General features: G+C 72.4%; 11 protein-coding genes. 3 read left to right on the forward strand and 8 right to left on the reverse strand.

Annotation, left to right across the window (positions count from 1 at the left end; genetic code table 11):
- Nucleotides 1–2: 2 nt before the first annotated feature.
- The 3 genes from ABZ622_RS30495 to ABZ622_RS30505 all read right to left on the reverse strand — a co-directional run bounded on the left by ABZ622_RS30495 (nucleotide 3) and on the right by ABZ622_RS30505 (nucleotide 12,043).
- Entirely contained in the window at nucleotides 3–6,653 is a 6,651-nt protein-coding gene (locus ABZ622_RS30495) for an amino acid adenylation domain-containing protein (protein ID WP_360548634.1), read from the reverse strand.
- On the reverse strand, nucleotides 6,650–11,749 hold the full coding sequence (locus tag ABZ622_RS30500) for an amino acid adenylation domain-containing protein (protein ID WP_360548636.1): 5,100 nt from the start codon (nucleotides 11,747–11,749) through the stop codon (nucleotides 6,650–6,652). Before ABZ622_RS30500 ends, ABZ622_RS30495 begins: the two co-directional genes overlap by 4 nt.
- 72 nt (nucleotides 11,750–11,821) lie before the next feature.
- On the reverse strand, nucleotides 11,822–12,043 hold the full coding sequence (locus tag ABZ622_RS30505; RefSeq protein ID WP_360548638.1) for an MbtH family NRPS accessory protein: 222 nt from the start codon (nucleotides 12,041–12,043) through the stop codon (nucleotides 11,822–11,824).
- A 39-nt stretch (nucleotides 12,044–12,082) separates the two neighbouring features.
- Here ABZ622_RS30505 and ABZ622_RS30510 point away from each other — a divergent pair, with 39 nt between their 5' ends.
- A complete protein-coding gene (locus ABZ622_RS30510) occupies nucleotides 12,083–12,706 on the forward strand; it encodes a DinB family protein (RefSeq protein WP_360548640.1) in 624 nt (207 codons plus the stop codon).
- On the opposite strand, the gene ABZ622_RS30515 is transcribed toward ABZ622_RS30510, so the two are convergent.
- The 4 genes from ABZ622_RS30515 to ABZ622_RS30530 all read right to left on the reverse strand — a co-directional run bounded on the left by ABZ622_RS30515 (nucleotide 12,673) and on the right by ABZ622_RS30530 (nucleotide 16,632).
- Entirely contained in the window at nucleotides 12,673–13,464 is a 792-nt protein-coding gene (locus ABZ622_RS30515) for a class I SAM-dependent methyltransferase (protein WP_360548642.1), read from the reverse strand. The genes ABZ622_RS30510 and ABZ622_RS30515 overlap by 34 nt on opposite strands.
- Before the next feature lie 177 nt (nucleotides 13,465–13,641).
- Complete coding sequence (locus ABZ622_RS30520; RefSeq protein ID WP_360548644.1) at nucleotides 13,642–14,490, reverse strand: alpha/beta hydrolase; 849 nt, start codon at nucleotides 14,488–14,490, stop codon at nucleotides 13,642–13,644.
- A 686-nt stretch (nucleotides 14,491–15,176) separates the two neighbouring features.
- Nucleotides 15,177–16,154 (reverse strand): transposase family protein, encoded by a 978-nt coding sequence (locus ABZ622_RS30525; RefSeq protein WP_360548646.1) that lies wholly within the window; start codon nucleotides 16,152–16,154, stop codon nucleotides 15,177–15,179.
- 31 nt (nucleotides 16,155–16,185) lie between these two features.
- On the reverse strand, nucleotides 16,186–16,632 hold the full coding sequence (locus ABZ622_RS30530) for a GrpB family protein (protein ID WP_360548648.1): 447 nt from the start codon (nucleotides 16,630–16,632) through the stop codon (nucleotides 16,186–16,188).
- On the opposite strand from ABZ622_RS30530, the gene ABZ622_RS30535 reads away from it, so the two are divergent.
- Nucleotides 16,607–17,449: an IS5 family transposase gene (locus ABZ622_RS30535; RefSeq protein ID WP_360548650.1), complete on the forward strand. Its 843-nt coding sequence runs from the start codon at nucleotides 16,607–16,609 to the stop codon at nucleotides 17,447–17,449. The genes ABZ622_RS30530 and ABZ622_RS30535 overlap by 26 nt on opposite strands.
- A gap of 8 nt (nucleotides 17,450–17,457) precedes the next feature.
- Here the strand turns inward: ABZ622_RS30535 and ABZ622_RS30540 are convergent, their stop codons facing one another.
- Nucleotides 17,458–18,405, reverse strand: a complete 948-nt coding sequence (locus tag ABZ622_RS30540) for an SMI1/KNR4 family protein (protein WP_360548652.1) — start codon at nucleotides 18,403–18,405, stop codon at nucleotides 17,458–17,460.
- 153 nt (nucleotides 18,406–18,558) lie between these two features.
- On the opposite strand from ABZ622_RS30540, the gene ABZ622_RS30545 reads away from it, so the two are divergent.
- Nucleotides 18,559–18,903 (forward strand): hypothetical protein, encoded by a 345-nt coding sequence (locus ABZ622_RS30545; protein ID WP_360548654.1) that lies wholly within the window; start codon nucleotides 18,559–18,561, stop codon nucleotides 18,901–18,903.
- Nucleotides 18,904–19,358: the final 455 nt, after the last annotated feature.

Raw genomic sequence — 19,358 nt, forward strand, 5'->3', positions numbered from 1 at the left:
GGTCAGCCTTCCTGGGCCGGGTCGTGGGCCGTGCGGACGTCGAGTGCGGCGGCGAGGTGCTCCACCGTGTGGTGGCGCAGTGCGGTCGCGAGGTCGAGGGGGAGCCCGGCCCTGCGGGCGGCGAGCAGCAGGGGCGGTACGAGCAGGGAGTCGCCGCCGAGGTCCCTGAAGTCGTCGTGCACACCGACCTGTTCGAGGCCGAGCACCTCGGCCCAGACGGCGGCGAGCCGTCGCTCGGTGTCGGTGCGCGGCTCCTCGTAGGGGGCGTCGGCGGCGGTGGCGGCACGGGCCACCAGGGCGAACCGGTCGCGTTTGCCGTTCTCGCCGAGCGGGAGCGCGGGCAGCGCCGTGACGGTCGCCGGGACGACGGCGGCGGGCAGCACCGCGCGCAGCCTCTCGCGCAGGGCGGGCACGGAGACGGTGTGCCCCTCGGCGGGCACCACCCAGGCCGCGAGGCGCTTGCCACCGTCGGCAGCGTCGACCGCCGCGACGAGGGCCTCGTGCACGGAGGGGTCGGCGGCGAGCGCGGCCTCGGCCTCGCCGGGCTCGACGCGGTGCCCCCGGATCTTGACCTGGTCGTCGGCGCGGCCGAGGAACTCCAGGGCGCCGCCGGGGAGCCGGCGGGCGAGGTCTCCGGTGCGGTAGAGGCGGGTGCCCGGCAGTCCGTAGGGGTCGGGCAGGAACGCGGCGGCGGTCGGGCCGGGGCGTCCGGCGTAGCCGCGGGCGAGCCCGTCGCCGCCGAGGTACACCTCACCGGTGATGCCGTCGGGGACCGGCCGCAGCGCACTGTCCAGGAGCCGCAGGGTGACGCCCGGGAGCGGGGAGCCGAGGGCCACGAGGGTGCGCGGGGCGCGGGGCCGTTCGGGGGCGTGCAGGGTGTCGGCGTGCTGGAGCCCGGCCCGGACGCCGGTCGCTGCCGCGACGGGGCGCGGCGTGCTCCGCTGCCGGGGCAGGACGCGCAGCGCGGTGGCGGCGACGGTGGCCTCGGTGGGTCCGTACTCGGCGGCGAGGACCATGCCGCCGGCCGGGATGCGGGCGGCGACCCGGTCGGCCTGGGCGGCCGGGTAGGCGTCGCCCGCGCAGACGGCGAGCGCGGCCAGGGAGCCGAGTTCGGCGTCGGTCAACTGGGCTTCCAGGAGCGTCAGATGGCCGGGGGTGAGCCCGACGAAGGAGTAGGGCGCGCCCTTGAGGAGTTCGGCGCCGAACTCCCCCGGCCCGTACGCCTGCGGGAGCAGCCGTACGGTCTGACCGGTCATCAGGGGTGCGTACAGCGCGGGGATCCCGAGGTCGAAGCCGACGGAGGTGAACCACGGCGCGCCGCCGGTGCCCGCCGCCGCGTACTGCTCGACCGCCCAGTGCAGGTAGTGGGCGAGGGAGCGGTGGCTGATCTCGACGCCCTTGGGGGTGCCGGTGGAGCCGGAGGTGTGCAGGACGTAAGCGAGCCGGTCCGGGTCGTGGGCGATGGCGGGCCCGGCGGGTACGGGGGTGTCGGTGAGGTCCTCGGTGACCAGGAGTGGGATGTCGCCCAGGCGGGCGGCGTGGCGGCGTTCGGTGACCGCGAGCGCGAACTCGGCGCCGGCGATCCGGGCGTCGGGGGTGCAGGGGTCCACGGGCACCTGCGCGGCGCCCGCCTTCCAGACGCCCAGGAGTGCGGCCACCAGGTCGGGGCCCCGGTCCAGGAGCACCGCGACGCGGGTCTCGGGCCCGGCGCCGAGGGCCCGCAGCCGGTGGGCGACGGCCTCGGCGCGGGCGTCGAGCGCGGCGTAGGAAAGGGTGGCTTGCGGGGAGGCGGCCTGCGGGAGGACGGCGTGCGGGAGGGTGGCGGACCCGAAGGAGAGGGCGGGGGCGTCCGGGGTCCGGGCGGCCTGCGCCTCGAACGCGCCGAGCACGTCGGCGGGGGTGTCGGAGTGCGGCAGGGCGGGTGCGGCCAGGGCGGCCCGCTCGTAGCTGTCGGGGTAGGAACCGCGGGCGTCGCCGTCGGCGCCGGTGCGCGCCATGTCGGCGAAGACGGCGGTGTACAGCGCGGCGAGGCGCTTGGCGCGGCCCCGGGAGAGGGTGCGGGTGCGGGAGGCGATGGACAGGTGGCCGCGCACCGGGGTGCCGACGACGAGCCGGAACTCGTTGGGGCTGTCGTCGCGGCTGGCCATGATGTCGATGAGTTCGGTGTCGACCTGGTGGAAGTCCAGGTAGTGGAAGAGGACGTCGATGAGGTGGGACTCGCCGCCGGGTCTGCGCATGGCGGGCATCGGGTAGCGGCGGTGCGGCCACAGCTCGACCTCGCGGGCGAAGACCTGCTGGGCGAGTTCGCCCCAGGTCGCGGCGGTCCGCTCGTACGGGAAGGGCACCGAGTTGAGGTACATGCCGGAGACGCGCTCGGCGCCCGCCTCCTCGGGGCGCGCGTCGGCGACCATGCCGCCGCGGAACCGCTCGGCGCGGGTGAGCAGCGAGAGGACCTTGCTGTGCGCGGCGTGCAGGACGCTCTTGTAGGGGACTTCGGCGGCGGTGGCGAGGGCGCGCAGGCCCGGTTCGACGTCGCCGAGCGGGACATCGATGCGGTAGCGCTCGTCGCCCTCGTCGTCGCCCTGCCAGCCGGCCGGGACGCTGAACCGCTCGTACGTGTCGACGATGTGGCGCCAGTGGTCGCGGTCGGCCGGGTCGTCCAGGGAGCGCAGTTCGCCCGCGACGAAGTCGGCGTAGCGGACGGCGGGCACCGGCGGGGCGGGCTCGGGCCCGGCGCCGGAGCGCAGTGCGCGGTAGGCCCGGAGCATCTCCATCAGCTGGGAGTGGTAGCTCCAGCCCTCGATGACGGGGTGGCACTCGGTGATGGACAGCCACCAGCTCTCGTCGTCCAGGAGGTGGACGGCCATCCGCATGAGCGGTGCGCGGGTGAGGTCGAAGAGCTCTTCGCGGTCGCGGTCGGCGAACTCCCAGAGGGCCAGTTCGCGGCGGGCGGCGGGCAGGTGGCGCAGGTCGTCGAAGACGCAGGGCATCCGTGCGGCGGCGTGGACGAGCTGGAGCGGCCGGGAGTAGCCGTCGAGGGCGAAGGAGGTCCGCATGACCTCGTGGCGTTCGACGATCAGGTCGGCGGCCCGCTGGAACGCCTCGGGGTCGAAGGGGAGTTCGTCGCGGATCCGGAAGGAGGTGATGTTGTGGTAGCGGTTCTCGGTGCTCTCGCCGTACATCTCGACGAGCATCCCGGCCTGGGTGAGCGAGACGGGGTAGGCGTCGGTGACGTCGGCGGGAAGCGCGGCCCGGTCCTGTTCGCCGATGAGGGCGAACCGGGCGACGGTGGCGCCCGGCCCGGCCCCGTCCGCGTCGCCGAGGGCGGCGCGCAGCCGGGCCACGGTGCGGTGGGCGAAGATGTCGCGGACGCTGGTCTCCCAGCCGGCCTCGCGCAGCGCGCCGACGAGGGTGACGGCGCGGATGGAGTCGCCGCCGAGCTCGAAGAAGTTGTCGTGGACGCCGACGGTGTCCCGGCCCAGGACGGTGGCCCAGATCCCGGCGATGGCGCCTTCGGTGGCGTCGCGGGCCTCGACGTAGTCGCCGACGGCCGTGGCGGCGCGGCCCGGGGCGGGCAGCGCGCGCCGGTCGAGCTTGCCGTTGGCGGTCAGCGGCAGGGCGTCGAGGGTCAGGTAGGCGGCGGGCACCATGTACGGCGGGAGGGCCTCGCCGACGCGGGCGCGCAGCGCGGCCGGGGCGATGTCGTCGGGGTCGGCGCCCTCGGCGGGGACGACGTAGGCGACGAGTTCCCTGGCGCCGGGGCTGTCCTCGCGGACCAGGACGACGGCTTCGGCGACGGCCGGGTCCGCGGTGAGCGCGGCCTCGATCTCGCCGGGCTCGATGCGGTAGCCGCGGAGTTTGACCTGGTGGTCGGCGCGGGCGACGAAGTCGAGGTTGCCGTCGGGCAGCACGCGGGCGATGTCGCCGGTGCGGTAGAGCCGGGTGCCGGCCGGGCCGTAGGGGTCGGGCACGAAGCGTTCGGCGGTCAGGTCGGGTCGGCCCGCGTAGCCGCGGGCGACGCCGATGCCGCCGATCCACACCTCGCCGGGCACGCCGACGGGCAGCGGTCGCAGGTGCTCGTCGAGGACGTACATGGTGGTGTGCGGGACGGCGCGGCCGATGGGGACGAGTTCGGTGGTGACGGGCCCGTCGAGGAAGTACGCGGAGTTGCCGACGGTGATCTCGGTGGGGCCGTACTCGGCGGCGAGGCGGGTGCCGTCGGTGCCCGCCGAGGTGGTCCAGCGCTCGGCGAGCCGGGCGGTGAAGGAGTCGCCGGCGGCGATGACGAGACCCGCCAGGTTTCTGATCTGGTCATCCGTCAATTGCTGCTGGAGCAGGTCGAGATGGCCGGGGGTGAGCTTGATGAAGGCGTACGGGGCGCCTGCGGCGAGCAGGGTGCCGAGGTCGGCGGTGTCGAAGTCCTGCGGGAGCAGGTGGACGTCGCGGCCGGTCATCAGCGGCGCGTAGAGATCGGGTACGCCGAGGTCGAAGGCGACCGACGAGAAGAGCGGTGCGCCGCCGGGGCCGGCGCCCGCGTAGGCCTGGACGGTCCAGCCGAGGTAGTTGGCCAGGCCTCGGTGGGTGACGAGGACGCCCTTGGGGCGGCCGGTGGAGCCGGAGGTGTAGATGACGTAGGCGAGTGCGTCGAGGTCGTACCCGGTGGGCAGGGCGGCGGTGGCAGCCGCTCGGGCGGTCTGCTCGGCCGGGTCGTCGGCGACCAGGACGGTGAGGCCGTCGTCTGCGGCGGCCGGGACGGCAAGGCCACCCTCACCGCTGACCGGGACGGTGAGGCCGTCGAAGCGGTCGGCGTAGCGGGTCTCGGTGAGGACGGTCCGGGTGCCGGTGGTGGCCAGCATGTGGCCGACGCGCTCGTCCGGGTAGCCGGGGTCGACGGGTACGTACGCGGCGCCCGCGCGCCAGATGCCGAGCAGGGCGGCGACCAGTTGTGGCGAGCGGTCCAGGAGTACGGCGACGGTGTCCTCGGGGCCGACGCCGAGCCCGGCGAGCCGGCGGGCGTACTGCTCCGATTCCTCGGCGAGCCGGCGGTAGGTGAACGTGGTGTCGCCGTGGCGCAGGGCGGTGGCGTCGGGGGTGGCCGCGGCCTGTTCCAGGATGGTTTCCAGGACGGGGCGCAGTGCGGTGGCGTCGAGGGCGTGGTCGGTGCCGACGGGGGTGGCCGGTCCGTCCAGGAGCAGGGCGCGCTCCTCGGGGCCGATCGGGTCGAGAGCGGACAGCGGGGCGTCCGGGGCGGCGGCGATCCGGTCGAGGACCCGGGTGTAGTGCCCGGCGATCCGGGCGGCGGTGGCCGCGTCGAAGAGGGCCGTGGCGTATTCGAGGCTGCCGTGCAGGGTGCCGTCGGCGCGTTCGGTGAGGTGCAGTGTCAGGTCGAAGCGGGCGATGGAACTGGCGGCGGGGACGGGCTCGGCGGTGATGCCGGGCAGGTCGGGGCCGTCGGCTCCCTCGCCGGACGCGAGGTCGAACATGACCTGGAAGAGTGGTGTGGTGGACAGGTCGCGCTCGGGCTCCAGCTCGTCGGCGATCCGGTCGAACGGCGTCTCCTGGTGGTCGAAGGCGTCCAGCACGGTGGTTCGGTTGTGGGCGAGGACGTCCCGGAAGGCCGGATCGGCACCCCAACGCGCCCGTAGCACCAGGGTGTTGTACGCGTACCCGGCCATCTGCCGCAGTTCCGGGCGGGTACGTCCGGAGACGGCGGTGCCGACCGCGACGTCCCGCTTGCCGGTGTAGCGGCCGAGCAGGGTCTGGTAGGCGGTGAGCAGCACCATGAAGAGGGTGGCGTCGCCGTCGCGGGCGACCTTGCGCAGCGCGGTGGCGGTGGTGGCGGGGACGTCGAAGCCGTGCGTGGCGCCGCCCCAGGTGCGCACGGCGGGGCGGGGCCGGTCGGTGGGCAGGGCGAGCGGTTCGACGCCGGCGAGTTCCCGGCGCCACCGGTCGAGGCCGCGGTCGGCGTCGGGGCCGCTCTGCCTGCGGGCGGCCCAGGCCGCGTAGTCGGCGTACTGGACGGGCAGTTCGGGCAGTTCCTCGCCGCGGTGGAGGGCGGCGAGGTCGGCCAGGAGCAGTGGGCGGGTCAGCGCGTCGCAGGCGATGTGGTGCATGACGACGAGCAGGACATGGTCGTCGGGGGCGAAGCGCAGCAGCCGTACCCGCAGTGGGTGGTCGGCGGCCAGGTCGAAGGTCTCGGCGGCGCGGGCCTCGGTGAAGGCGACGGCGGCCGTGTCCCGGGCGGCGGCGTCCAGGCCGGGCCGGTCGGTGACGGCGAAGTCGACGGGCCCGGCCGGGTCGACGACCTGCCGGGGGTCGGCCGCGTCCAGGACGTAGCGGGTGCGCAGGATCTCGTGGCGGGCGGCGAGCGCGTCGAACGCCCGCTGGAGGGTGCCCGGCGAGAGCGGGCCGCGCAGCCGGTACGCCATCGGCAGCAGGTACTCGGGGCTCTCCGGGTCGAGCTGGTGCAGGAACCACAACTGGCGCTGCCCGGCCGAGAGTTCGAGGGGCTTCGTACGGTCGGCGCGCGGGATCGCGGCGGTGCGGGCGGGGGTGTCGGCGCCGCGCCCGGCGCGCCCGGCGAGGCGGCGGCGCAGGAGCTCGGCGCGCAGCTCCTGCTGCGTGGGCTGCGTCGGCGCGGTGGGTGCGGTCACGGCTGGTACTCCCTGTGGGCGAGGGCGAGTTCGGCTTCGGTGAGCGTCTCTATCTCGGCCGTCACTGCCTCTTCCACGGCTTCGGCGAGCCGGGCGACGGTGGGGCGTTCGAAGACGGCGCGCAGGGGCAGTTCGACGTCGAACTCCTCCTGGATGCGGGCGACGACCTGGGCGGCGCGCACGGAGTTGCCGCCGCTGCGGAAGAACCCCTGGCGGGCGCCGATCCGGTGGCCCGCGACGGCGTCCGGGCCGTGCAGCACCTCGGCCCAGATCCCGGCGATGATCTCCTCGACGGGTCCTTCGGGCGCGGTGTACGGCTCGTCGGCGAGCGCGGCGGCGAGGTCGGGCGTGGGCAGGGCCGCGGTGTCGACCTTGCCGTGCCGGGTGAGCGGCACCGCGGTGATCGGCACGAGCAGCGCGGGGACCATGTAGTCGGGCAGCCTGCGGGCGCAGTGGTCCAGGAGCTCGCTGTCGCCGGGCACGAGGGTGTCGTCGGCGGCCACCCAGTAGCCGATGAGCGCGGCGTCGGATCCGGTGCCGTGGACGGTGACCACGGTCCGGGCGACTCCGGGGTGCTCGGCCAAGACACCCTGGACCTCGCCGGTCTCCACCCGTCGGCCACGGATCTTGACCTGGCCGTCGGCGCGCCCGGCGAACTCCAGCGTGCCGTCGGGCAGCATGCGGGCCATGTCGCCGCTGCGGTAGAGGCGGGCGCCGGGCTCGCCGTACGGATCGGGCACGAACACGGCGGCGGTCAGGTCGGGCCTGCCGTGGTAGCCGCGGGCGAGGGCGGTCCCGCCGATGCACAGCTCGCCGGTCACCCCGTACGGCACGGGGGTGAGGTTCTCGTCCAGGACCCGGACCGTGCAGTGCGGGTAGGGGCGGCCGATCGGGGTGGACCGCGCGGTGTCGTGCGCGTCCCACCGGGTGGAGGCGATGGTCGTCTCGGTGAGCCCGTACTCGTTGATGAACCGCCGCAGCCTGCGGGAGAGGTCGCGGGCGAGGGCGGGCGGGCAATCCTCGCCGCCGGTCTTGCCGACCAGTGGGCGGCGGCCGAAGCCGGCGTCGATCAGCATCTGCCAGTGCGCGGGGGCGGCCTGGAGGTGGCTGACGCCGTGCCGGTCGAGCAGTGCCAACTGGGCGCGGTGGTCGCGCAGTTCGTGGTCCTGGGCGAGGACCACCCGGCCGCCCGCGACGAGCGGCATGACGAGTTCGGTCCAGGAGATGTCGAACGTGGGCTGGGCCAGGGCGAGGTAGGCGTCGTCGGGACCCTGCCCGAAGTCCAGGTGGGCCTGGAAGGCGCGCAGGGTGGGCAGCAGGGTGCGGTGCTCGACGGCGACGCCCTTGGGGCGGCCGGTGGAGCCGGAGGTGTACATCAGGTAGGCGAGGCGGGTGCCGTCCCCGGCGGGCAGCGGCTCGGCGTCGGCCGGCGGTGCGGCGTCCGGTTCCGTGTCCAGGGTGAGGACGGCGCCGCGGTGGATCCCGGCGAGGCGGGCGGCGCCCACCGTGTCGGTGACGAGGACGCCCGCCCCCGAGTCGGCGAGCAGATGGGCGATCCGGTCGTCGGGCGCGCCCGGGTCGAGCGGCACATGGGCGGCGCCGGCGTGCCAGCTGCCGAGGATCGTGGCGAGCAGGTCGGGGGTGCGGCCGAGCAGCACGGCGACGGTGGTCTCCGGGCCGGCCCCGAGGCCGCGCAGCCGGTGGCCGAGGAATTCGGCGCGCCGGGTCAGCCGCTCGTACGTCCAGGTCTCGTCGCCGCAGACGACGGCCGGGTCCTGCGGGGAGCGCCGGGCCACCTCCGCGACCGCGGTGTGCACGCCGCCGCCGGACGTTCCGTTGATCGTGTCCCCCGCCCCGGCCCGGCCGGGGCCGTGGGCGACGAGTTCGGCGCGTAGCGCTGCGGGCAGGATGTCGGCGGTGCCCAGCCGTACCCACGGGTCGTCGGCGACCGCCTCCAGCAGTCGGGTCCAGCAGTCGGCGAACCGTTCGACGGTGGCCGGGTCGAACAGGGCGGTGGCGTACTCGGCCATGCCGAGCAGGGAGCCGTCGTCCCGGCGCTGCACGACGAACGTGAGGTCGGTGCGGGCGGCCTGCCAGGCACCCCGGAAGGCGTCGAGGTCGCCGGCCGAGGTCGCGGTGCCGGTGCGGCCCTCCTCGTGCAGGTCGAACATCACCTGGTAGAGGGGGGTGCGGGCGGCGTCGCGGCTCTCGTCGAGCTCGGCGACGAGCCGGTCGAAGGGCAGTGCCTGGTGGGCGAAGGCCTCGCGGGCGGTGTCGCGGACCCGGACGACGGCGTCGCGGAAGGTGTCGTCGGCCGCGGCATCGCAGCGCAGCACGAGGGTGTTGAGGAAGAACCCGGCGACGTCGGCGGTCTCGGGCCGCTCGCGGCCGGCCACCGGGATGCCGACCGGGACGTCCCAGCGGCCGGTGAGGCGGGCGACGAGCGCGGAGAAGGCGGTGAGCAGGGTCTGCTGGAGGGTCGCCCCGCAGCTGCGGCCGAGGGCCGCGACGCGCTCGGTGAGCGCGGCCGGGACGCCGAAGAGGTGGACGGCGCCGTGTGCGTCGCGCACCGGGGGCCGGGGCCGGTCGGTGGGCAGGTCGAGCGGGGCGATGCCGTCCAGCACCCGCTTCCAGTGGTCGAGTTCGCGCGAGAGATACGTGTCGGTGAGCCGGGCGCGCCGGTGGGCGGCGTGGTCGGCGTACTGCACCGGGAGCTCGGGCAGCCGGGCGTCGGTGCCGGTGTGGGCGGCCTCGGCGAGGGCCTTGAGGTCGCGTTCCAGGACGACGGAGGACCAGCCGTCGCAGGCGATGTGGTGCAGCGAGAGGATCACGTGTAGTTGCTCGGTCCCCCGGCGTACGGTCAGGGCCCGCCAGACGGGGCCGTTCTCCAGGTCGAAGGGGCGGGCGAACTCCTCCTGCACCAGGGCGTTCAGCTCGTCGGCGCTCCCGGCGAGCGCGGTGCGCAGCAGGGGTGGGCGGGTGCCGGGCGGATCGGCGATCTGGACGGGCTCGGTGCCGTTCAGCGCGTACCGGGTGCGCAGGATCTCGTGCCGGTCGGCGAGTGCGCCGAGGGCGGCGGCGACGGTGGCGTCGCTGTACTCGGCGGGCAGGGTGAGGAAGGCGGGGGCGTTCCACTCGCTGCTGCCGGGACGCAGTCGGTCGAGCAGCCACATGCCCTGCTGGCCGGGCGAGAGCGGCAGCCCCTCGGGCCTACGGGGCACGGGAAGGACCGTTTCCTCAAGGTGCTCGTCGCCGGTCGGGTCGACGGGACGGCCGATCAATGCGGCCTGGGTCTCGACGGTGGTCGCGGTGAACAGGGCACGCAGCGGTACGCGGGTGCCCGCCGACGCGGACAGCAGCTCGGAGAGCCGGGTCAGCATCAGTGAGGAGCCGCCGAGCTGGAAGAAGTCGTGGGTGGCGCCGATCTCCCCGGCGGGGACGCCGGTCAGCTGGGCCCAGATCTCGGCGACGGCCCGCTCGGTGGCGTCGCGCACCGGTACGTACGCGGTCTCGGCGCGGCTGACGGCCGGGTCGGGCAGCGCGCCCCGGTCGATCTTCCCGCTGGCGGTGAGCGGCCACTCGTCGACGGTGACGAAGACGGAGGGCACCAGGACGTCGGGCAGAGTTCGGCGCAGGAAGGCGCGCAGCTCGTCGGGGCGGGGGGCCTCGCCGCGCGGCTGCACCCAGGCGGCGAGCCGGTGGCCCCCGCCTGTGGTGTCGGGCACGGCGGCGGCGACGGCGGTGCGCACCCAGGGGTGGGCGGCGAGCGCGGCCTCGACCTCGCCGGGCTCGATCCGTACGCCGTTGACCTTGACCTGCTGGTCGAGGCGGCCGAGGTATTCGAGGACGCCGTCGGCACGCCAGCGCACCTTGTCGCCGGTGCGGTAGAGCCGCTGTCCCTCGTTGTGCGGGTCGGGCACGAAGCGTTCGGCGGTCAGGTCCGGGCGGCCGAGGTAGCCGAGGGCGAGCCCGATGCCGCCCGCATGGAGTTCGCCGGGGACGCCGACCGGCACGGGCCGTCCGGCCGGGTCGAGGACGACCACGCGCATGTTGCCGATGGGCCGCCCGATGGGGACGGCGCCGGTGTCCCGGTCCGGGTCCCACAGGTGCTCGGTGATGTCGACGGACGCCTCGGTGGGTCCGTAGGTGTTCCAGATCCGTACGCCGGGCGCGCGTTCGAGGATGCGGCGGCACAGGTCGGCGTGGAGGGGTTCACCGGCGCTGAACACCAGGCGCAGGGCGGTGGCGCGCTCCCAGCCGGGTTCGTCGACGAGGCGCCGGTAGACGGAGGGGACGCCCTGGAGAACGGTGACGCCGTGGTCGGCGACGGCGGCGAGCAGAGTCGCGGGGTCGCGCTCGGCGCCGTCGGGGGCGAGCACGAGGGCGGCGCCGCTGATGAGCGGGGAGAACAGCTCCAGCCCGGCGGCGTCGAAACCGACGGTCGTCTTGAGCAGCACCCGGTCGGCGGGGCCGAGACGGTGACGGTGGGCCAGCCAGCGCACCCGGTTGGCGATGCCCTCGTGCGGGACGAGGACGCCCTTGGGGCGGCCGGTGGAGCCGGAGGTGTGCAGCACGTAGGCGGGCCGGGCCGGCTCGGCGACGAACTCCGGTGCCGCTGCGGGCTGGTCACCGGAGTCGTCCTGGTGCTGTTCGCCGGTGACGTCTTCGGTGAGCAGTACCCGGGTGCCGGTGGGCAGCTTGTCGGCGGTGGACCGCTCGGCGAGGGCCACCGGTGCCTGCGCGTCGTCGAGGACGAGGGCGATGCGGCTCTCGGGGTGGTTGGGGTCGAGCGGTACGTAGGCACCGCCCGCCAGCCAGACACCGAGGAGCCCGGCGACCAGGTCGGGCCCGCGGCGCAGGCACACGCCCACGAAGTCGCCGGGGCGCACACCCAGGGCGTGCAGCCGGTCGGCGAACAGGGCGGCGCGCGCGCCGAGTCCGGCGTACGTGATCACGCTTCCGTCGGCGCCGATCACGGCGGGCGCGTCGGGGGTACGGGTGCGCTGGGCGGCGAACAGCGCGGGCAGCAAGGGGGCGGTCCTGGGCCGGGCAGTGGTTGCACCGGTGTACGAACCCGACAGCGTGCGGTCGTTCACAGTCTCTCCTCCATCGGGATCGGGCGGCGCGGTGGGGGTCGGGCCCGGCCTCGGATCCGGCGGCCAGTTCGGTCAGGCGGCGGTGGCGTCCATGCGGCGGCGCAGGCTCAGCGGCCGCAGGTCGGTCCAGAGCTCGGTGATGCGCGCGAGGCACTCCTCGCGGGTGCCCTCGCTGCCCTCGGCGTGCCAGCCGGCCGGCAGGGCGCGGTCGGCCCACCAGATCGAGTACTGCTCCTCGTCGTTGAGCACGACGCGGTACAGGGTCTCTTCGGTCTGCTGCTGCTGCTCGCTCATCAGTTCGACGCCCCTTTGTGTGGTCGGTTTTGGCCATGGTTGAAGGGCGCCCTATCCGGGCCCTATGCCGGCCATGTATTCACCCGGTCCGGGGCATGGCGGGCCAATGCAGATGCGCTGGAGGTTGTCTCACGTGGCGAGTTCCGCGCCCGCCGACCTTTGACAGCGACCGGGACCGACTTCCTCGGCCTGGTCAAACACGTGGCCACCGTCGAGGCCGGGTACTTCGGCGAGGTCTTCGACGGCCCTTCCCCGGAACCGCTGCCCCGGTGGCAGGACCACAACGGCAACGATCTGTGGGCGACCGAGGACGAGACTCGCGATCAGATCATCGGGTTCTACCGACGCACATGCGAACACTCGGACGCGACGGTCAACGGGCTTCCCCTCGACGCCCCCGGCCACGTGCCGTGGTGGCCGGAGCCTGGCCCCAACACGAACCTGTTCGCCGTCCTGGTCCATGTCCTCGGCGAGACCAACCGGCATGCCGGGCACGCCGACATCCTGCGCGAGAGCCTCGACGGCCGGACCGGGGTGCGCCCCGAACACGAGCAGCAGATCGACGAGGAAGCCCGTGCGGCCTACTGCGCGAAGATCGAGCAGGCCGCCAGGCCGGATGCACGGCCGGGTCAGCCCGGCTTGACCGCCAGCGTCGCGAAATAGTGCGACATGTATTGAGCGGATGCGTCGGATTGGTGCGGCGCTTCCGCGAAGGCGGTGAGGGCGAACCCCGCGGCGAGTTGCCCGCCGATCTGGTCGGTGAGGGTGTGGCTGTATTCAAGAGCGGCATCCGCGCCGAACTTCGTGGCGCGTTCCTCGGCGGAGTACTGCGTGACATCGCTGTAGGGCAGCTTGTGCACGACGATCAGTTCGCCGCGCTCGTCGAGCGCCTCGTGGTCGAACAAGTACACATCAGGGTTGAGGAAGCCCACGAGCAGAGTTCCGCCCGGTCGCAGGACACGGAAGCACTCACGCCACACCGCTGCCAAGTCCGGTACGAACAGGTTGGCGACCGGCTGGAATACGACGTCGAATGTTGCGTCTCCGAAGGCGCTGAGGTCGCGCATGTCGCCCAGGACGGTGCGCAGTTCCAGTCCGTCGCGCGCCGCCACCATCCGGTCCTGGCCGAGCTGGCGGGGTGAGTTGTCGAATACGGTGACCCGCGCCCCTGCGGCGGCGAGGATCGGACCCTGCTGGCCACCTCCGGAGGCCAGGCACAACACGTCCTTGCCGGTCAGGTCCGTCGGCAGCCAGGAGCGGTCGACCGGCTCACGCCCGATGAGAACGATCGACCAGTCGCCCCTGCGGGCGCGCTCGACATCCTCAGCACTCACCGGCGTCGACCACTCGTTGCCTTCTTGGACATACTTGTCCCAGGCTGCCCGATTGTGGGCAACCGGGTCGACAACAATGTCCTGCACGTTGAACTCCCTGCTACAGCCAAGCGGACACCCGTGCGGCATCCGCGTCCCAGCCTCTCACCGGGGCAATCTGTCCGGGCATCGGACAGTCCATGCTCCATGTGCAGTCTGCACCTGATGAGACGGACCGCCGGGCAGGGTGAGCCGCGCTGGACCGGCAGCCGATGCGGAACGGGGTCAGCCCCAGAACTCCCGCAGGGCGGCGTTGACGGCGGCGGGCTCCTGGGTGTGCGGGTAGTAGCCGGGCACCCGCACAAGGCTGCCCCCGAGGGAGTCCGTGAGGGACTCGGCCACGGCCATGAGAGGGAGCCCCACGTGCTCGCGGTACGCGGCCGGCGCGTGCTCCCAGGTTCCGCAGATCACCAGAACCGGCAGGGCGGCACTCCGGAGCACCTCCATTGGGATCTCCGCCTCCCAGATGGGCCGCTCCCCCATGGACGTGGCAACGGCACGGAGCCGGCGCGACGTGGGCTCGGGCATGGCCATCCCCAGCCCCTCGGTGGACGCACGGAGATACTGCTCCGGCGTGACGCCGTCTGGAATGCCCGGGGCGCCGTCGCGCACCCGGTCGAGGAGGCCGGCGACGACTGGGTGGTGCGCGGCGGCGGTGAAGGCGGAGGGCTGGATGAGAGCAAGGGAGTGGACGAGGTCGGGTCGGCGCGCGGCGGCGATGAGCGCGGCGACGGCGCCGTTCCCGTGCCCCACGAGGTGGGCGCCGCCGAGCCCCACGGCTGAGGCCCCGTCACCGAGAACCTCCACGATGTCCTCGGCGTCGACGTCGAAGTCGCTGCGCGCGGTGTCCGGGCTGTCTCCGTAGCCCCGGCGATCCATCATGAGAAGCCGCCGACTGTCCGCGAGGGGCCGCTGCCCGGCAAACCCGTACGTGGAGTCGCTGCCCCAGGTGAAGATGTTGTGGATGAAGAGGGCGGGGGCAGCAGCGGCAGCCGGGGCCACCGAAACTGTCGGGGCCCGGCCTCCCCTGGCCCGATCGCGGTCGTCCCACACGGTCACGTGCACGGCTGCCATAGGTCATCCTCCCGAGGCTGAAGTACATCAACTCCTGTGAGACTAAAACTCGATCCCCGGCTGATGCCTGTGGCTGACGTTTGGGAATATGGAGGAGTGCCTTGTGACCAGCGATGACGGGAGTTCTTCACGCTTTTGGCACGCGCAATCAGCGAGGCACTGCCGAGATGCAAGTTTCCATACGCAGGCGGCGGTCTCCGCGGCGTTCGTTGACCCGACTTCCTGGGTGCGCCGACGGCGCACACCCAGCTGTCGGCCACGATCTGCACTCCACAGTCCCGGTCGCTGATAGCCGGGGCGCGGATGCGTCGCGGCAAAGCAGCCGACTCCCGCGGTGCCTCGAAGTTCGTCGGTGAACCTCTGCCCACCGCCGAGGAGGCCGGGCGCGCCAGCACCCTCATCCCCCGCAACCAGCCAGCACGGGGGACCAGTTGTAAGGCGGTCAAGGCGGTTGAGCGCGAGGTACGGGTCTGCCTGCGCCCCGGTGTTTGCGCTGTTCGGTGGTCTGGTTGCGCGCGCCCATCGCCCCGGCTCGACCTTGCTGTGGCCACTCTGGTGGTTCGCGTTCTTGCCAGTGGGTCTGCCCAGCCTTGAGCAAGGCGTCGGCCTTGGTCGCGACACCTCTAACGACTCGGTACGCAATTGAGGTTGGGGCATGCTGGCCTGGCGGTTCGGCTGGTGGGTGATCAGCAGGTGGTCTGCCAGACGAACACGAGTTCGGTGCTCGTGCGCCGCCGGGTGGGCCTGCGGGCCGCGCGGTCGGAGACCAGTGCGGCGATGGCGGCGTGTGTTTCGGCGTAGGCCTCGCGGAAGCCGAGGTACCGCTGGAGCGGTCGCCACTTCTTTTCCTCGCCGATGGTGTGCTCCACGCAGATCCGCGCGGAGGACTGCCGTCGGCGTGCCTCGCGCCAGGCGTACTTCTCGCCCAGCGGCGCTTTGTCCTTCGGCTTGCGCGGCGGCGCCTGGACCTGCTGGGGGAAGTCGTTGGCCAGACCCCGGTAGCCCTCGTCGACCTTCGCCCTGACGTCCGGGTGGAGCCGCAGTTGCTCGGCGATGCCCTCGGTGCGCATCGCGGTCTGGTCGTGCATCCGGCCGGGCCGGTCGGCCCCGGACCACAGCAGGCGCCCCGAGCCGTCGCTGATGGTGGTGGTCTTGGCGGTGTTCTGCTTCTTCTTGCCGGAGACGAACGCCTTGCGGCCCGGGCAACCGGCCTTGGGACGGCGGACCTGGGTCTCGGTGCCATCGATGCGCAGCTCGACACCCTCGGCCTCGGCGTAGGCGAAGACGTCGGCCAGGGTGCGCAGGCGCAGGCCGGGCCGGTCGGGAACGGCGAAGCCCCGGGCGGCGAGCAGCGGGCGGACCTCGTGGATGGCCCGGGTGACGGTGGGGCGGGTCACACCGTACAACTCGGCCAGTGCCGCGTGCGGCAGCTGCAGGCGCAGGTGAACCAGGGTGACCAGGACTCGGTCGGTAAAGACCAGCTTGTGATCCGGCCCAGCTCCGGCGGCCCGCTTGCGCTCTCCTCCACGACGCTCACGCAACTCGGACTCGCACCGCCCCAGCCACGGGTCGGCCAACTCCTCGATCAAAACGCCGAGATGTGCACGATCAAGGCCGCAGAAGGCAGGATGGGACAAGGCCGCACGGGCTCGGTAATGCGTCACAGCATCACCAACCCGTGCGGCCGCCGTCACGTCACGGTTCTCCGGCGGCCCGAGCGGCGTAGGACTTCGCAACCAGTTCCTCTACCAGAGCGCCCTTCGCCGTCGAGTACTCCTGCCTGCCCTCGCCGTCGGCGTGGAACCGCTGTGCGAGGGCCACCTTCAACGCGCTGTAGCGCCGGACTTCATCGGGCCGCTGACGCAGGTAGTCACGGAGCAAGATGTGATCAAGGTAGGGCTTGGAACCTGCGACCACGCCGTACAGGTGATGTTCGGGAGCCGCAGAAGGGGCTTGAAAGGCATCCCGCCCCGGAATCCCCAGATCACCTTCGTGCCGGTAACCCTGCCCAGTAAGAGGCCACGCGGATAGGCACGGTTGGGGACACCGGCAGCAGAACGGGCGCAAGTCCCGGTGATCATGGGGTTGCGACGCTCTGTGATTACTGAGGAGACCTGTGCCTGTGCTGCCGTCGTGGCTCACTGAACCGCTCTGGGACCAGTTCGCGCTCCTGCTGCCCGCGCGGCCGGTCTATCACCCGGACCATCCGCTGGGCTGCCACCGTCGGCGCATCAGTGACCGGGTCGTCTTCGACAAGGTGCTGCAACTGCTGCGTTTCGGCTGTTCTTACGAGGCGATAGCGGATACGACGTGCTCGGCCACCACGATCCGCAGCCGCCGCGATGAGTGGATACGACTGGGCATCTTCGCCGAGTTCAAGCGGATCGCGCTGGAGTGCTACGACCGGATCGTCGGCCTCGTCCTGGACCGGATCGGCGTCGACGGCGCTATCACCAAGGCTCCCGGAGGCGGCGAAGCAGCCGGGCGTTCGCCGGTCGACCGCGGCAAACAGGGCCTGAAACGTTCTGGCATGACGGATGGTTACGGCATTCGACTGGGCCGCGTCCTGGCCGGAGCCAACCGCCACGACTCCCCGCTGCTCGCCCCGACCCTGGACCTCCTGGACGACCTCGGACCCCTGCCCGAGGACATCACCGTCCATCTGGACGCCGGCTACGACTCCGGCAAGACCCGCGCCCTGCTCGCCGAACGCGGCCTGCACGGCAAAATCGCTCACAAGGGTGAGAAGGCGCCGATCCAGGCAGGTCAGAGGTGGCACGTGGAGCGTACCCACGCCTGGCAGAACGCCTTCCAGCGCCTCGCCCGCTGCTACGAGCGCCGGACCACCGTCATCAACGCGTTCTTCGATCTCGCCGACACCATCATCACCGTACGCAGCCTCATCCGCCGGGCATGGACAACCCACCGCTGGGACGAACGCCCGCACCGCCGCCCATGAACCAATGGCTACCCGGGCACGATCGATCCATCCGGCCGGATCCTGGTCCACGGGCCGGTGTGGCTGGTGTCCTTCGAGGCCACGATGACCTCGGCGACGCCGCCGCGGAATGGCCGTACGGCTCTGAACTCGGCGCCGTACGGGATTCGCCAGGTGCCCGACCCGTCTATCAGGCCGTACGCGCCGTGATCACCGCCCCACATGCCAGGCCCCACCCAGACCAGGTCGAGGTCTTCGGCCGTGTACGCGGCCTGGTCGTAGGAGCCGCCCAGCGATGTTTCGAGCAGACGGTAAGGATCTGGCTCGTCAATGCTGGCCATGCGCGACCGCCCGTCCGGCTTGCTGTAAGCCATTCGCAGTTCGGTTACCTTCGCATCATCCAGCCCAAGGATGTTCTGCTCATGCCGACCCAGCTCCGCGCTGAGCCATTCCGTGAACGTGCCCACCGTCTCCACGGGCCCGCCGTCCTCGACGACCCACACGGCGATCTCATCCTCGTCATTGGCCGGACCGAGCGAGTAGCCCTGGTAGTCGGGTAGGTCGTAGCCGGCGAAGAACGCGTGCAGACACCGGGTTGGCTGGTCCTTGACCGGGGTGGGGAAGGTTCCGTCGGAATCCGGCTGGTCGACCGACTGGTTGGCCATGGCCTCGGGCGGAAGGAACGCAAACCCTTCAACGTCGTCGCAATAGTCGAGCATGGGATAGCCGACCTCCGCCACGAAGGCGCGGTAGTCGACGGGCAACAAGTGCTCAAGATCAGCCCCCCGCGGGTGCTCAACCGTGCGTGCGTAGCGCAGCTGGGCCGGGGCGTAATGCAACCCCCACCCGAGCCCCCTGCCGACAAGCAGCCTCTCGAACTCCCTCCAACGGGCCACGGCACTCATGGCACCGCCAGCCAACTCATTCACCACGGTCGGCCCAGCCCCGGCCCCATCAATGTGCAGATCATCAGACATGCCCGCATCCAACCAGCTCCCCGCCGACAAATCTTCCCGAACCGACCCCCTCACCACACACTTACGCAGACAGTTACGTGCTTTCACTGAGGAAGCCCCCAGCAGCCCCGCAGACAAGATCCGTCAATCGCACGCCCCCGCCGCTGTCTCACCATGTCCGTATGCGCCCCGGGCGGCTCCACACGGTTCGCCGTCACCGGCAGCGACGACGGTACGGTGCGGGTGTGGGACCTCACCACCCGTGAGCAGGTCGGTGAACCCCTCACCGGCCACGACGACGAGGTGGGTGCGGTGGCGACGGGGGTGGTGGACGGCCGCCCCGTAGCCGTCACTGGCAGCGACGACGGAACAGTACGCGTATGGGACCTGAGCACCTACCGGCAGACAGGACCGGCACTGACCTTCCCCGCACCGGTAAAGGCGGTGGCGGTGACACCGCACAACACCCACCTGACCGTCGCCTTCGGCCACGACATCGCGACCCTGTCCCCCCACTGACCAACCAGCCCAACCGGCCCGTCCAGTCCATACAGCCCCGGCGGGCCGGCCCGCCCCACGCCATGCCCGCCCACCCGCCGGAAGCCATCCGGCGAAACCCAACAACACGGACCGTACCCATGGTCCACCGCCCCGCACCGGGCCGACGACCACCCACCCGGATGGCCGCGGGAACCGGGGACAGCACGCCCCCGTCCAACCGGGCAACAACGCCGAGAACCGCTCCCACAACGGCGAGGACAGTGACAACGGCAGAACAGGCCCCCCGGTGATCACAGAGTGTTGCGACTCCGGGATCACCCGAACTGTGCCCGCCCTACCACCAGAGCCGGCTCCACCACCAATCCGCGCGAGTTCTAACTCGCGCTTTCGCCAAGCAGGCCGTCCGAGGGTTGATCGCAAACGCGAGAAGTGCTCCTGACCTGCAACGATAGGGCTTGTCGAGAGTCCTGTTG

The organism is Streptomyces sp. NPDC007164, assembly GCF_040634135.1.
Taxonomy (GTDB): domain Bacteria; phylum Actinomycetota; class Actinomycetes; order Streptomycetales; family Streptomycetaceae; genus Streptomyces; species Streptomyces sanglieri.

Excerpts from the sequence above, each read along its gene's own strand:
- ABZ622_RS30545 (WP_360548654.1), top strand. The coding sequence starts at position 18,559 with ATGTCCGTATGCGCCCCGGGCGGCTCCACACGGTTCGCCGTCACCGGC.
- ABZ622_RS30540 (WP_360548652.1), bottom strand. The coding sequence starts at position 18,405 with ATGTCTGATGATCTGCACATTGATGGGGCCGGGGCTGGGCCGACCGTG.
- ABZ622_RS30520 (WP_360548644.1), bottom strand. The coding sequence starts at position 14,490 with ATGGCAGCCGTGCACGTGACCGTGTGGGACGACCGCGATCGGGCCAGG.
- ABZ622_RS30505 (WP_360548638.1), bottom strand. The coding sequence starts at position 12,043 with ATGAGCGAGCAGCAGCAGCAGACCGAAGAGACCCTGTACCGCGTCGTG.